This window comes from Lysobacter sp. F6437, assembly GCF_052547215.1.
Genome location: NZ_JBQWRB010000001.1, coordinates 69,535 through 83,222, shown reverse-complemented (window position 1 = coordinate 83,222; position 13,688 = coordinate 69,535). Strand labels below are relative to the sequence as shown.

12 protein-coding genes and 1 pseudogene are annotated in these 13,688 nt (G+C 68.4%); 8 read left to right on the top strand and 5 right to left on the bottom strand.

Translation table 11 applies throughout. The features are described from left to right. The first annotated feature begins 172 nt into the window (after positions 1-172). Entirely contained in the window at positions 173-547 is a 375-nt protein-coding gene (locus tag ACT9F5_RS00365; RefSeq protein WP_445119453.1) for a thioesterase family protein, read from the top strand. A gap of 49 nt (positions 548-596) precedes the next feature. Here the strand turns inward: ACT9F5_RS00365 and ACT9F5_RS00360 are convergent, their stop codons facing one another. Continuing rightward, on the bottom strand, positions 597-1,013 hold the full coding sequence (locus tag ACT9F5_RS00360; protein WP_445119452.1) for a copper chaperone PCu(A)C: 417 nt from the start codon (positions 1,011-1,013) through the stop codon (positions 597-599). 64 nt (positions 1,014-1,077) lie between these two features. On the opposite strand from ACT9F5_RS00360, the gene ACT9F5_RS00355 reads away from it, so the two are divergent. Beyond that, the gene (locus ACT9F5_RS00355) at positions 1,078-2,634 is read left to right on the top strand and encodes a DUF4139 domain-containing protein (protein ID WP_445117982.1); all 1,557 of its coding nucleotides are present in this window, start codon (positions 1,078-1,080) and stop codon (positions 2,632-2,634) included. Then, positions 2,631-3,392, top strand: coding sequence for an enoyl-CoA hydratase-related protein (locus ACT9F5_RS00350; protein WP_445117981.1), 762 nt, complete (start codon positions 2,631-2,633; stop codon positions 3,390-3,392). The genes ACT9F5_RS00355 and ACT9F5_RS00350 overlap by 4 nt, the downstream gene beginning before the upstream one ends. A 138-nt stretch (positions 3,393-3,530) precedes the next feature. Here ACT9F5_RS00350 and ACT9F5_RS00345 read toward each other — a convergent pair whose 3' ends face one another. The 3 genes and pseudogenes from ACT9F5_RS00345 to ACT9F5_RS00335 all read right to left on the bottom strand — a co-directional run bounded on the left by ACT9F5_RS00345 (position 3,531) and on the right by ACT9F5_RS00335 (position 5,980). After that, entirely contained in the window at positions 3,531-4,385 is an 855-nt protein-coding gene (locus tag ACT9F5_RS00345; protein WP_445117980.1) for a rhodanese-like domain-containing protein, read from the bottom strand. Then, a pseudogene (locus ACT9F5_RS00340) lies at positions 4,382-5,199 on the bottom strand (CoA pyrophosphatase). Before ACT9F5_RS00340 ends, ACT9F5_RS00345 begins: the two are co-directional and overlap by 4 nt. Before the next feature lie 97 nt (positions 5,200-5,296). Further along, the gene (locus ACT9F5_RS00335) at positions 5,297-5,980 is read right to left on the bottom strand and encodes an FKBP-type peptidyl-prolyl cis-trans isomerase N-terminal domain-containing protein (protein WP_445117979.1); all 684 of its coding nucleotides are present in this window, start codon (positions 5,978-5,980) and stop codon (positions 5,297-5,299) included. A gap of 246 nt (positions 5,981-6,226) precedes the next feature. On the opposite strand from ACT9F5_RS00335, the gene ACT9F5_RS00330 reads away from it, so the two are divergent. The 3 genes from ACT9F5_RS00330 (at position 6,227) to nth (ending at position 8,155) form a co-directional block, all read left to right on the top strand. Beyond that, on the top strand, positions 6,227-7,024 hold the full coding sequence (locus ACT9F5_RS00330; RefSeq protein ID WP_445117978.1) for an enoyl-CoA hydratase-related protein: 798 nt from the start codon (positions 6,227-6,229) through the stop codon (positions 7,022-7,024). A 69-nt stretch (positions 7,025-7,093) separates the two neighbouring features. Continuing rightward, entirely contained in the window at positions 7,094-7,426 is a 333-nt protein-coding gene (locus ACT9F5_RS00325) for a hypothetical protein (protein ID WP_445117977.1), read from the top strand. A gap of 6 nt (positions 7,427-7,432) precedes the next feature. Next, positions 7,433-8,155 (top strand): endonuclease III, encoded by a 723-nt coding sequence (nth, locus tag ACT9F5_RS00320; protein WP_445119451.1) that lies wholly within the window; start codon positions 7,433-7,435, stop codon positions 8,153-8,155. Positions 8,156-8,159: 4 nt separating this feature from the next. Here nth and ACT9F5_RS00315 read toward each other — a convergent pair whose 3' ends face one another. Continuing rightward, positions 8,160-9,008, bottom strand: coding sequence for a 2OG-Fe(II) oxygenase (locus ACT9F5_RS00315; protein WP_445117976.1), 849 nt, complete (start codon positions 9,006-9,008; stop codon positions 8,160-8,162). Positions 9,009-9,218: 210 nt separating this feature from the next. On the opposite strand from ACT9F5_RS00315, the gene ACT9F5_RS00310 reads away from it, so the two are divergent. After that, the gene (locus ACT9F5_RS00310; RefSeq protein WP_445117975.1) at positions 9,219-10,667 is read left to right on the top strand and encodes a hypothetical protein; all 1,449 of its coding nucleotides are present in this window, start codon (positions 9,219-9,221) and stop codon (positions 10,665-10,667) included. Positions 10,668-10,814: 147 nt separating this feature from the next. Next, the gene (locus tag ACT9F5_RS00305) at positions 10,815-13,517 is read left to right on the top strand and encodes a TonB-dependent receptor domain-containing protein (RefSeq protein WP_445117974.1); all 2,703 of its coding nucleotides are present in this window, start codon (positions 10,815-10,817) and stop codon (positions 13,515-13,517) included. Positions 13,518-13,688: the final 171 nt, after the last annotated feature.

Here is a 13,688-nt window from a genome sequence, read left to right as displayed (position 1 = left end):
CGACAAGCCTGCGAAGGCCGTCCGCAAAACGGCCGCGAAGAAGGCGACGAAGAAGAGCCCCACGCGCAAGCCGCGGGCCAGGGCGGCTCCGGGCGATTCCGCGAAGGCCGCGGCGCAAACCGCTCCCGCCCCCGTCGTCCAGCCCGCGCCGGCATCACTGGTCCGGGTCCCGATGCCGGTCCGCTGGCGTGACCTCGACGCCTTCAACCACGTCAACAATTCCAAGTACCTGAGCTACCTGGAAGAAGCGCGGTTGCAGTGGATGATCGGCATCCCCGGCAAGGGCCTGGATGACCACGTCGCACCGGTGGTGGCCGCGGCGCAGCTCAACTACCGGCGCCCGATCGCATGGCCGGCGCAGGTCGTGGTCGAGTTGTTCGTCGAGCGGCTGGGCAACACCAGCCTGACCATCGGCCACCGCATCGTCGATGGCGCCGACGGCGACGTGCTGTATTGCGACGGCCACGTGGTAATGGTCTGGATCGACCGCGACAGTGGCGCTGCCGCGCCATTGCCGGCGGAGGTGCGTGAGGCCTGTTCCGGCTAAAAGCCTCCACCAATTCCCGGAAATACCTTTTGCCTTTGTAGGAGCGGCTTCAGCCGCCCGGCTTGCGTACCTCGAACTCGCCGCGCAGAACGCCGCCGTCCTTCAGCGCGAACTCGACCACCACCCGGCTGCCCGGCTTCAGCGGCGCATGCGGCTGCATCAGCATCAGGTGCAGTCCGCCCGGCTTGAGGGTCGCGCTGTCGTCGGGTGCGATGCGCAGCTCCGGCACCGCGCGCATCCTGCTGACACCGTCGACGATGCGGGTCTCGTGCAACGACACCTCGGCGAACGACGGGCTGCTGGCGCCGACGATCACCAGCGGAGCCGTGCACGGGTTCCCGATCCGGCCGAACCCGGCCAGCATCGGCATCGACATCGGCGGCATCCGGACCCAGCCGTCGGTCACGGTGGGGGCGCATTCGCGCGCGCAGGCGGTGACGCTGAACGCGATCGCAGCCAGGGCCAGCAGCAGGGAGGCATGGAATGTACGCATCGGCCTATGATACCGGCAGGCCAGAATGGAGTCCGCGATGCACCGTCCCCTCTCGTTGCTTGCCCTAGCCTGCACGCTCGCGGCGTGCTCGCCGGAGGAGCGCGCACCCGATGCCAGCCAGCCACCGCCGGCCGCCACGCCAACCCGGCCCGCGGACCGGGATGCCGCCGACGAAGCCGGGATCACCCGCCTGACGGTCTACAGCGGTGGCTACGACGCGCTGGCCCGCAGCGGCGACCCCGGCACCGACATGCCCGGCTATGCACTGGTCGAGCGGCCATTGCACTACACCCTCAAGACCGGCCTCAACGCCGTTTCCGCCACCAGCGTGCCGGCCGCGATGGATGTCGAGGCCGCGACCCTGCAGGCCCGCACGCCCGGGGTCGCGATCGAGTCGCAACGCTACGTCGCGCCGCTGTCGGGCACCGGCGACCTGGTGTCGCAGATCATCGGCCAGCGCATCACGGTCGAGCACACCGCCGGCGGCGCCAAGCAGACCGACACCGGCGTGTTGCTGTCGGCCAACGGTGGCCTGACGCTGGCGCTCGGCGACGGCCGGGTCAAGGTGGTCCGCGACTACGACAACTTCAGCGTGGTCGATGGCACCAGCCTGCTGCCGCAACAGGCCGAACTGCAGTGGACCGTGCGGGCGGAAGCCAATGGCGACGCCGACTTCCTGCTGTCCTACCCGATGGGCGGGCTCGCATGGCGCGCCGAGTACCTGGCACGGATCGACGATGCCGACGGTTGCAAGCTGGCGCTGGACGGCTCGGCCCTGGTTGCCAACCGTGCCGGCGTGACGTTTGCCGAAGCGCACCTGACCCTGGTCGCCGGCGAACCCAGCCGGGTGCAGCCGCAGCGCCAGTACATGGCACGCGGCCAGGCCTACGACAGCAGGGTCGCGGCGGCGCCCGCGCCGCAGGGCATGCCGCGGCAACGCGTATCCGGCGAATACCATGCCTACGAACTGCCAGGCACCACGCCGATCCACAGCGGTGCCACCGAGCGCGTGGCGTTGTTCCCACGCCGCGACGCGATCGCCTGCGAGCGTGCCTACGTGGTCGATGCCGACGCGCCGGACTGGCAACCGCCGCGCCCGCTGGTCGCGCCGGACCATCGCGGAACCACCGGCGCCCTGCCGGTGACGGCCGCGGTGTCGGTGCAGAACACCAAGGAGGCCGGGCTCGGCCAGCCGCTGCCGGCCGGACGCGTGCGCGTCTACGACGGCGGGGATTTCCTCGGGGAATCGGAACTGGGCCACACGCCGGCCGGGGCCGAGATCCGGCTCGAGGTCGGCAAGGTATTCGACCTGACGGCCGAGCGCGAGGCGACCGACCTGCGGGTCGACCGCAGCGGCCGCACGATCACCGAGTCGTTCGCGATCACGCTGAAGAACGCCAAGGATTCCGACGTCGAAATCCGGGTGGTCGAGCCGCTGCCGCGATGGAGCGACTGGCAGGTCACCGCCAGCAGCGTGCCGTCGAAAAAGAAGGACGCGCGCCACGTCGAGTTCAACGTGCCTGTGGCCGCCGGTGGCGAGACACGCCTGACCTACACGGTTCGCTACCGCTGGCCCGAGGGAGTGACCCCGTGAGTTGTGTCGAGGTGGTCAACCACGGCGACGGCATCGTCGAACTGAAATTCGCGCGGGCGCCGGTCAACGCACTCGATCCGGCGCTGTGCCGCGAGTTGCGTGCCGCGCTCGACGCCGCGGTGATCGCCGAGGCGCGCGGCATCGTGCTGTCGGGTGGCCCGAAGGTGTTTTCCGCTGGCCTCGACGTGCCCCACCTGCTCGGCCTCGGCGACGACCGCGAGGCACTCACCGCGGCATGGCAGAGCTTCTTCGCCGCGGCGCGCGCAGTGGCGACGTGTCCGGTGCCGGTCGTTGCCGCGATCGCCGGGCATGCGCCGGCCGGCGGCTGCGTGCTGGCGCTTTGCTGCGACTACCGGGTGATGGCGTCCGGCGACTACCGCATCGGCCTCAATGAAACACAGGTCGGCCTGGTCGCGCCCGAGGGTATCCAGCGCCTGATGCGACGCGCCGTCGGCGCGGGTCGTTCCGAGCGCCTGCTGGTGATGGGCGACCTGGTGGAAGCGGAGCGTGCCCTGCAGATCGGGCTGGTCGACGAACTGATCGACATCGAGCAGGTGGCCGCGCGGGCGCGCGAATGGCTGCAGCAACTGCTGGCCCTGCCGCGCGAGGCAATGCTGCAGACCCGCCGGATCGCACGTGCCGACCTGGTCGAGGCGCTGCAGCCGGAGCATATCCAGCTGGAGCGGTTCATCGAAGCGTGGTCGGCGCCGGGTACGCAGGGTGCGCTGCGCGCGTTGGTGGCGCGGCTGGGGAAGTAGCGCGGCCCACACACATGCCGACCGATCCACTGTAGGAGCGGCTTCAGCCGCGATCTGGAATCGTTCGCCCGCGCCGACTCCGGATCGCGGCTGAAGCCGCTCCTACAAGAGTGAAATGCGATCGAGATTGGGTGAGCGTCACGGCACCACGGGGCGCGACGGGTCCTCAAGCCAGCCACTCCACGACCCGGTGAACAACTTGGCCCCATCCAGCCCGGCGTGCGCCATCGCCAGCAGGTGGTGGCAGGCGGTCACGCCGGACCCGCACATCACCGCCACCTCGTCCGGGGCGTGCCCGGCCAGCAGTGCACTGAACTCGGCGGCGAGGATGTCGGCGCGCTTGAAGTAGCCCTCGCGCAGGTTGTCCGCGTACGGACGATTGACCGCGCCGGGCACGTGGCCGGCGACCTTGTCGAGCGGCTCGACTTCGCCGCGGAACCGCTCGGCCGCACGCGCGTCGATCAATATTCCGCCGGCGTCGAGATGTGCCTGCACCGCGTCGGCATCCAGCAGCCGCTCGTCGTCGAAGCTGGCGTCGTAGTGCGTCGGCGCGACTGCCGGGGGTTCCCCCGACTCGACCGGCAGGCCAAGCGAGGTCCAGCCCGCCCAGCCGCCGTTGAGTACTGCGACGTCGCGGTGACCGAGCGCGCGCAGCAGGAACCATGCGCGTGACGCAGCCAGCGCGCCGTCGGCCGCGTCGTAAACCACGACCTGGGAATCAGGGCGGATGCCCCAGCGCCCCAGGGTTTCGGTGAAGTCCACGGCATCCGGCCACGGGTGACGGCCGCCCGTCCTGCGGTGGTCCGACAGGTCCCGGTCGAGGTCGGCGTAACGCGCGCCGGGAATGTGCGATTGGCGGTACATCGCTTCGCCGGCCGTGCGGTCGGACAGCAGCACGCGGGCGTCGAGGACCACCAGGTCATCGCGCCCAAGCGCCGACGCCAGCTCGCCGGCATTTACCAGTGCCTGCCAGTTCTTTGCGTATTGATTCATTGCAGGCCCTCCAGCCGCTGGCGCAGGTTCCACAGGATAGACGCGGTGGCACCCCAGATCCGCTGCGCGGGATAACGGAACTCCAGCACCCGCCGCGGGCGGCCGCGGAATTCGACCTCGTGCTGGTCAAGGTTGCCCGGATCCAGCAGGAACGCGAGTGGCACTTCGAACACCTCGGCGACCTCACTCGGGTCGGGACGCGCGACATAGTCCGAGTCGATCGCGGCAACCACCGGAAGAACCCGGAACCCGGTGATGGTCACCAGCGGGTCGAGCAGACCGATCGGGGTGACCTGCCGGGCCGGGACGCCGATTTCCTCGTCGGTCTCGCGCAACGCCGCCGCGATCGCACCGTCGTCGTCGGGTTCTACCCGGCCTCCCGGAAAGCTGACCTGACCGGCATGGTTGCGCAGCGCGTCGGTACGCCGGGTCAGTACCACGGCCGTGCCCGTCGCGCGGGCGACCAGGCCGACCAGCACCGCCGCATCGGCCAGTTCGGTTGCAGGCAACAGCAGATCGGCCAGTTCGTCCCGGTTCCAGCCGATGTCGGACGGCAGCGCGTCCAGCGGTCGCAACGCCGCGCGCAACTGCGTGATTTCGCGCAGTCCGGCCGGGAGCCCGGCAGCGGTCATCCGCTGCGCCCCTCGCGCGCCGGCAGTACCTCCTCCATCAACCGCAGCCGCTCGTCGTCGTTCATCTGCGACCAGCGGGCGATCTCGTGGCTGGTGCGGCGGCAACCCTCGCACAGGCCCTGCTCGTCGAGGCAGCAGACGCCGGTGCAGGGGCTGAGGACGGCGCGGTAGAGGGTAGTCATCGGTACTTGTCGCCGGAGGTCCGGTCGGAAGGGGTCTCAAAACAATTGCGCCGGCACTGGGCCGGCGCAAGGGTGAAGCAGTTACCGGGGCGATCGATTACTTGACGCTCAGCAACTTGATCTCGAACTGCACGGCCATGTTCGGCGGGATCCCGGTACGCGGGTCGGCGCCATAGGCCTTGTCGGCCGGCAGCGTCACTTCCCACTTGGAGCCGGCCGGCATCTGCAGCAGCACTTCGCGCATCGCGGGCATCTCGACTTCGCTGACCTTGATCTCCGGCATGGTGCGCGCCGCCGCATTCTGGCCACGCTCGCCCCACGGGAACGGACCACCGACCTGCAGCTGCACGGTGCTGGCCTGGGTCGGCTTGGCGCCATTGCCGGTCTCGACGATGCGGTACTGCACGCCGCTGGGCAGCGTCTTCACGCCGGCCTTGGCCTTGTTCTGCGCGATGAACGCATCGCTGCGGGTCTTGTTCTCCGCGGCGGCCTTGTCCCATGCCGCCTTGGCCTTGGCCTGCTGGCGCTTCTGCATGTTCTCGACCGCGGTACGCAGCTGGTCGACCGGAACCGCCGGCTCCTTCTTGGAGTAGCCGTCCTGCAGGCCCTTGACGATGGTGTTGACGTCCAGTGCCTCGCCGCTCTCGCTGGCGTTGCGGCCCAGATCGTAACCGAGCGCGTAGCTCAGCTTGCCCTTCTCGGACGAGGTGTCCTGCGCGACGGCTTGGCCTGCGGTCAGGGTCAGGGCCGCCACTGCGACCGCAATCAAACGCAACTTCATTCGGTGGAACCTCCGGTGATGACGCGAAGCGGCGACACCGCCCCGGTTTGCCTTGATGCTCGGGATGCACCAGTCCGGTCGAACCGACCCGGATGGACGCGCTAGGATAACGGCGGCAGCGCTTAACCGCCACTGACGCCCAGGCTCTGACAATACGACGCCGCCGGAGTTCCGTCGCGGGCATCGAGCCACAGCCCGCTGGTCATCCTGCCGACCCTCACATCCATTCCGCAAGGCGCCAGCCCCATGCCCGAAACCTCCCTGCCCGGCTCCCCGGTCACCATCGCCAACCACGCCGCCGTGCGGGTGGTCACCGTCAACCGCCCGGACAAGCTGAATGCGCTCAACGGCGCGACCCTCGACGCCCTGCTCGAGGCCTTCGAGGCCGCCGCCAGCGACGGCTCGGTGCGCTGTGTGGTGCTCACCGGGGCCGGCCCCAAGGCGTTCGTTGCCGGTGCCGACATCAGCGAGATGAACACGCTCAGCCCGGTCCAGGGCCGCGATTTCTCGCAACGTGGGCAGCGCCTGATGCGGGCGATCGAGCGGATGCCCAAGCCGGTCATCGCGATGGTCAACGGTTTCGCGCTTGGCGGCGGACTGGAACTGGCGATGTGCTGCCATTTGCGGATCGCGGGCGACAACGCCAAGGTCGGCCAGCCCGAGATCAACCTCGGCCTGGTTCCCGGTTTCGGTGGTACCCAACGGCTGCTGCGACTGGCCGGCCGCGCTGCGACGCTGGAACTGTGCCTGGTCGGTGCGCCGATCAACGCGCAGCGCGCGCGCCAACTGGGCATCGTCAACCGCGTGGTCGCGGCCGCCGAACTGGAGGCCGAGACCATGAAGCTGGCGGCGCAACTGGCCGACTCGGCACCATTGGCACTGCGCGGAATCATCGACTGCGTCAACGTCGGCGGCGAGTGCGGGATCGAGGAAGGCCTCGAATACGAGACCGCGCAGTTCGGCCTGATGTTCTCGACCGACGACATGCGCGAAGGCACCGGTGCGTTCCTGGAACGGCGCAAGCCGGCGTTCAAGGGCAGCTGAACCGCGATGAGTGGCGCGGACGTGACCTGCCGTTGCGGATGCATCGATCCGCGCGGCGCGGCGGCTCACGTGATCGCCGCGGCGCTTGCGGTCGACGATCTCGACCGCGCGATCGAGGCCGGGCTGCTGATGTGCGAGCGCTGCCCGGGCTGCGAGCCGGCCTGTCGCGCATCCGTGGTGTCTGCAAGGGACGCTCGGCGCGGCGCACTGGCGGCACGTGAACGCTTCCGCGCCCGTGATGCACGCCTGCATCGTCGCGCCGAAGAACGTGCAGCACGGCGAACGATCGCGACCAGACCATCTGAAGCGACCGTTGAAGCCCCTCGCCCGGCCTTGCCGCCGGCGGCTGCGGCGGCACTGGCGCGCGCCAAGGCCCGTGCCATCGCCGCGAAGAAACAGTGAGTCGACCTGATGCCGGCCAAGCCAACCCGCAAGTCCCCCACCCGCAAACGCACGCGCCGCTCGCGCCTGGGCAAGGCCGAAATCGAGGAGATGTTCGCCCGGCTCCGGCAGCTCAACCCCAAGCCGACCACCGAACTGGAGTTCTCCTCGCCCTACGAATTGCTGGTCGCCGTGGCGCTGTCCGCGCAGGCGACCGATGTCGGGGTCAACAAGGCGACCCGCAAACTGTTCCCGGTGGCCAACACGCCCGAAAAGATCGCCGCCCTCGGGGTCGAAAAGCTCAAGCCGTACATCGCCACGATCGGCCTGTTCAACACCAAGGCCGCCAACGTGGTTGCGATGGCGGAACAGTTGATCGCGAACCACGGCGGCGAAGTGCCGCGCGACCGCGAGTCACTCGAAGCCCTGCCCGGCGTCGGCCGCAAGACGGCCAACGTGGTGCTCAACACCGCGTTCGGCGAACCGACCATGGCGGTCGACACCCACATCTTCCGCGTCTCCAACCGCACCGGACTGGCGCCCGGCAAGAACGTGCGCGAGGTCGAGGACCTGCTGGTGCGGGTGATCCCGGACGAGTACATGCACGACGCCCATCACTGGCTGATCCTGCACGGACGCTATGTCTGCAAGGCGCGCGTCCCCGATTGCCCGCATTGCGCCATCCGCGACATTTGCCGCTACAGGGACAAAACTCCGGGCGAACCGGTGCCGGCGACCACGGCCGGCTGAGGCCTCAGTCGTGGCGGCGTTCGCGCAGCCACTTGGTTGCGATCCACTTTTCGCCTTCGATCACGGGTGCGCCCGCGTGCAGCGTGCGGGTCATCGTGTGCGGCCGGTCGTAGCTGAAGAACACCGCGTTGCCCTTGACCGCGGCGACTTCGAAGCTGGCCTCGGGGAACGTGGTCGCACCGCCGCGCCGTGGCGTGTTGAGGTACATCACCAGCGAGCCGACCCGCTGGCCGCCGCGCTTCAGCGGTCCGGCGGAACCCGCCCAGGCCGGGTCGAAGTAATCATGATGCGGCCGGTATTCGGCCCCGGGGCCGTAGCGCATGACCTGGATCGCCTCGCCGTTCTCCAGCGGCCAGTCCAGCAGCGTCGCGATGCGTGCCTCGATCCGTTCGCACAACGCGTTTCCACCTCGCGGGAAGAACGTGCCGGCGCTTGTGCGGTCGACGTGCACTTCATCACCACCGCTCTCGGGGTCGAGGATGGTCGAGCGCTTGAGCTTCGGTCGTGACATCGAAACCAGCTCATCGCACTCGTCATGGCTGAGCAACCCGCCGAACACGATCACCCGCGGCAACAACATGCTCGCCAAAACGGACACCTCGCGGTCGCCAACCTGCAACACCGACGCGCCATTGAGATCGATCGGCGACGGGACCGGCACCGAGGGCGGCAAGCCGCTGTCGCGTGCATGCGAATCGAGCCATTCGCGCACCACCGATTCGACTGCGGCGGTCGCCTCGCCCTGCTCCCAACCCTGGTCCAGCAACGGCTGCAGCAATGCGTCGGGCGGCTGCCCGGCGCGCGCCTGGGCAAGGATTCTTTCGACGGCATCGGGCGCAAGTTCTCGTTTCATGCACCGAGTGTGTCAGCCGTTGATTGCAGTTTTTTTATGACATCCACGTTTCATCCAATCGACGGAATCGGCCGTTTCATCGTCTGGATTAAGAAACCGTTATCGCTGAAAGCCCACTGTCACAAACCCTGCCTATAACGATTTCCTGAATCTTCGCCACGGAATTTTTCCCGTGCGTGGAGCCAACCCGTGATCGGAGAAATCGTGCAAATGGCTGCTTCCAGCAATTCCAAGACCCTGTTGATGACCCTGGCCGCGGCCTTCGCGCTCAGCGCGTGTGGTGGTGGTTCCGACAACGTCGCCTCGCCGGGCGAAGGCGCGTTCCCGCCACCGCCGACCGGCGCTCCGCCGACCACGCCACCGACCACCCCACCAACCACCCCGCCGCCGACCGCAGCCGAGTGCCCGGACGGCACCACCGATGTCGGCGAGGTCGCCAGCCTGACCAACTGCCAGTTGCCCTCGCGCATCATCGGCGACCTGCTGCTGCCGAACATCGACGGCGTGGTGTATTCGGTCAACGGCCGCACCGACGTCGGCGAGGACATGGGTGGCGACGCCGCCAACCCGGCGCCGCAGGCACGCAAGGGCACGCTCACCGTCGAGCCGGGCGTCACCGTGTTCGGCTCCGCCGGCGCCGACTTCCTGATGGTCAACCGCGGTTCGCAGATCTTCGCCGAGGGCAGCGCGACCGCCCCGGTCGTGTTCACCAGCCGCCAGAGCGTTGAAGGCACCACCGACATCGACTCGATCGGCCAGTGGGGCGGCCTGGTGCTGCTCGGCCGCGCCGCAATCAGCACCTGCCCGGGCACCGCACAGCCCGGCACCGCCACCTGCGAGGCCCAGGTCGAGGGCGCCAACGGCTACTACGGCGGCAACGCCAACGACGACAACACCGGCGTGCTGAAGTACGTGCGCGTGATGCATTCGGGTTTCGAAGTCCTGCCGGACGTCGAGCTCAACGGCATCACCCTGGCCGGCCTCGGCGATGGCACCACCATCGACCACGTGCAGGTGCACAACAGCTCCGACGACGGCTTCGAATGGTTCGGCGGCACGGTCAACGCGACCCACCTGGTCGGTACCGGCAACGACGACGACACTTTCGACACCGACTCCGGCTTCCGCGGCGGCATCCAGTTCGGCCTGATCGTGCAGCGCGCCGGTGGCGGCGACCGCATGAACGAGATGAGCTCGCAGGACCTGCCGTACCGCTCGATGCCGAACCTCGCCAACGTCACCTTCGTCGGCGCCGGCCATGACAACGCCGTCGTGCTGAACCAGGGCACCCAGGTCGGCTACTACAACGCGGTAGTCACCGGCGCGCCGGCCTGCCTGGAGTTCCAGTCGGCCACCACCGAAGGCACCTTCCACTCGACCTACCTGTCGTGTGACACGCCGTTCGCCGACGGCGCCGGCGACGCGACCGATGGCATCGAGCAGACCGCCTTCAACGCCGGCACCAACAACGCCACCGGCGCCTCGACCCTCACCGGCGGCTTCATCAACGGCGCCAACGAGACCGCGGTCCCGGCCTATGCCGGCCTCCCGGCGGTCAACGCCTCCTTCACCGACGTCGACTACATCGGCGCGGTCAAGGATGCCGGTGACACCTGGTGGCAGGGCTGGACCTGCGGCCTGACCGCCGACGACTGCTGATCAGTGACAACGGGCGTGGCCGCCGCGGCCGCCATGCCATGGGGAACGGGGCCGGTGTCCGCGGCCCCCAACTCCCGACGATGCCGCGGCCGGGCCGCGGCATCGGCTTATTCGGACGCACCGAACCCCCTTGAAAGGCTGCCACTCATGAAGCTCACCCCCGCCCGTACGGGCCTGTTCCTGGCGATCTCGGCCTTGCTCGCGCCCAACATCGCGCCTGCGCAGAGCACCGCCTCCACCCCACCGCCATCGCAGTCCGCCCCGGTCTCCACCGGCACGACGGCCGCGGCCGCTGCGCCGATGCAGGCGACCGAGCTGGACGCGGTCCAGGTCCAGGGCGAATACATCCCGGAGCCGATGCTGCTCAGCTCCGCGGTCATGACCCACGTCTCGAAGGAAGACCTCGAGCGCCAGGGCGACAGCACCGCGGCCGACGCGCTGCAGCGCGTGGCCGGCATCAGCCTCAACCACGGCCGCTACGTTTACGTGCGCGGCCTCAACGAGCGCTATTCCTCCGCTCTGCTCAACAACTCGCCGCTGCCCAGCCCGGAACCGCTCAAGCGCGTCGTTCCACTGGACCTGTTCCCGACCAACGTGCTGCAGACCATCGAGGTGCAGAAGACCTACTCGGCCAGCATGCCCGGCGAGTTCGGTGGTGGCACCATCAACCTGTCGAGCGCGGTGATCCCCGAGGAGGCCTTCCTCGACCTCAAGATCGGCACCGGCGGCAACAGCGAGACCACCTTCCAGGCCGGACTGACCCACTACGGTGGCGGCGATTCCGACTACTTCGGCTATGACGACGGCACCCGCAAGATGACCGCCGAGCTGAAGCAAGCAATCGCCACCGGCAACCGCATCACCCCCGGACGCGACTTCAGCAGCGACGAGGTCAAGCAGATCGCGCGCAGCTTCACCAACGCCCCGCTCAACCTTCTGCAGGCGACCGACAGCATCGACCCGGATTTCAACGGCGAGATCAGCATGGGCAACGCTTACGACATCGGCGGCGATGCGCGGCTCGGACTGGTCGCCACCGCGGCGATGAAGAACAGCTGGCGTACCCAGCTCGGCGTGCAGCAGGACGGCGCGGTCGAGAACGGCGCAATGGCGGTGCAGAGCGACTACGAGTTCATGTCGACCACCAACAACGCCACCATCAATGGTCTGTTCGGCGCCGCGATCGACTGGGACGGCCACCGCGTCGGCCTGATGACCATGTACGTCCACGACACCGACAAGGAAACCCGCAGCAGCGAGGGCTACAGCCTGCTGACCGGCGACAACGTGCGCGACGACACCACCCATTGGTTCGAGCGCGAAATGATCAACACCCAGCTGACCGGCAAGCACGCGTTCGGCGAGTACCGCGACCTGACCGTCGACTGGCGCGCCAGCCACTCGCGCGCCAGCCGCGATGCGCCGTACGAGAAGGGCTTCCGCTACCGCGAGGACGCCGACGGCTTCTGGCAGCACGATGCCTCGCAGGCGCAGAACTACACCCGCTTCAGCCAGGTCAACGAGCGCGTCGACAATGCCGGCGTGGACGTCAGCTGGCGCCTGCCAACCGAGCGCGAGATCAAGCTCGACTTCGGCGGCGCCTGGTCGGACACCGAGCGCGATGCGGTCTCGCGCGAGTTCCGCCTGCTGTCGCTCGGTAACTTGCCGTTCTACGAGCGCTACCAGCGTCCCGACTACCTGCTGTCGGACTACAACATCAGCCAGGGCTACCTGACCCTGCGCGAGACCACCGGCGGCACCGGCGCGGCGGCCTATGACGCGTCGCTGGAAACCAAGGCGGCCTATGTCGAGGCCGAGTCGCAGCTGACCGGCACCGTGCGCGCCACCGTCGGCGTGCGCTACGAGGATGCGACCCAGCAGGTCCGCCCGATCGACCTGTTCGGCGAAGGCCAGCCGCTGCCGACCGCGGCACCGCTGGAGAACGACTACTTCCTGCCGGCGCTGTCGCTGACCTGGAACTTCGCCGAGAACCAGCAGCTGCGCTTCGGTGCGTCGCAGACGATTGCCCGCCCGCAGTTCCGCGAGCTGGCGCCGCAGCAGTACCTCGACCTCGACAGCGACCGCCTGGTGATCGGCAACCCGTTCCTGGTCGACAGCGAGCTGACCAACCTCGACCTGCGCTACGAGTGGTACTTCGACCAGGGCGAGTACTTCAGTGCCGGCCTGTTCTACAAGGACATCGAGAACCCGGTCGAGATGGTGCTCAACGGCCGCTCCGGTTCGAGCTGGCAGCAGAGCTTCATCAACGCACCGGCGGCGGTGGTGCATGGCCTGGAGCTGGACTTCCGCAAGTACTTCGCCAGCCCGTTCGACTGGGCCGGCGACAGCCGCCTGTTCCTCGGTGCCAACTACACCTGGTCGGACTCGGAAGTGCAGGTCGACGAGGGCGACGTGACCTACACACTCGCCGGCAACGGACGTCCGCAAGCCGCCTCCGAGCTGGTGCTCGACGGCAGCCGCATGCAGGGCCAGTCCGAACACCTGGCCAACCTGCAGTTCGGCATCGAAAACCCGGAGACCGGCAGCCAGGCCACCCTGCTGGTGGGCTACGCCAGCGAGCGCATCAATGCCCGCGGCATCAACGGCTACACCCCGGACGGCATCGTGGTGGTGCAGCCGGACTACATGCAGGAGCCCGGCACCACGGTCGACCTGGTGCTGAAGAAAGGCCTGAAGCTGTGGGACACCGACGTGACCCTCGGCTTCGAGGCCCGCAACCTGCTGGGCGAGGAGTACAGCGAGTTCCAGGAGTTCGGCGGCGGTCGCGCCGACGTGATGCGCTACGACCTGGGCACCAGCTATTCGTTCGAGATCAGCGCCTCGTTCTGAGGCAAGTGGTGAGTGGCCGGCGCTTGGGGAAGTGGCCGGACGCAGCGGCCCGGCAGGGAAACCTGCCGGGTTTTTTTGACTCCGGGCCACAGGGCTTTTCGTAGGAGCGGCTTCAGCCGCGATCGTGGAGTCGGCGCGGGCAAACGATCAGCCGATCGCGGCTGAAGCCGC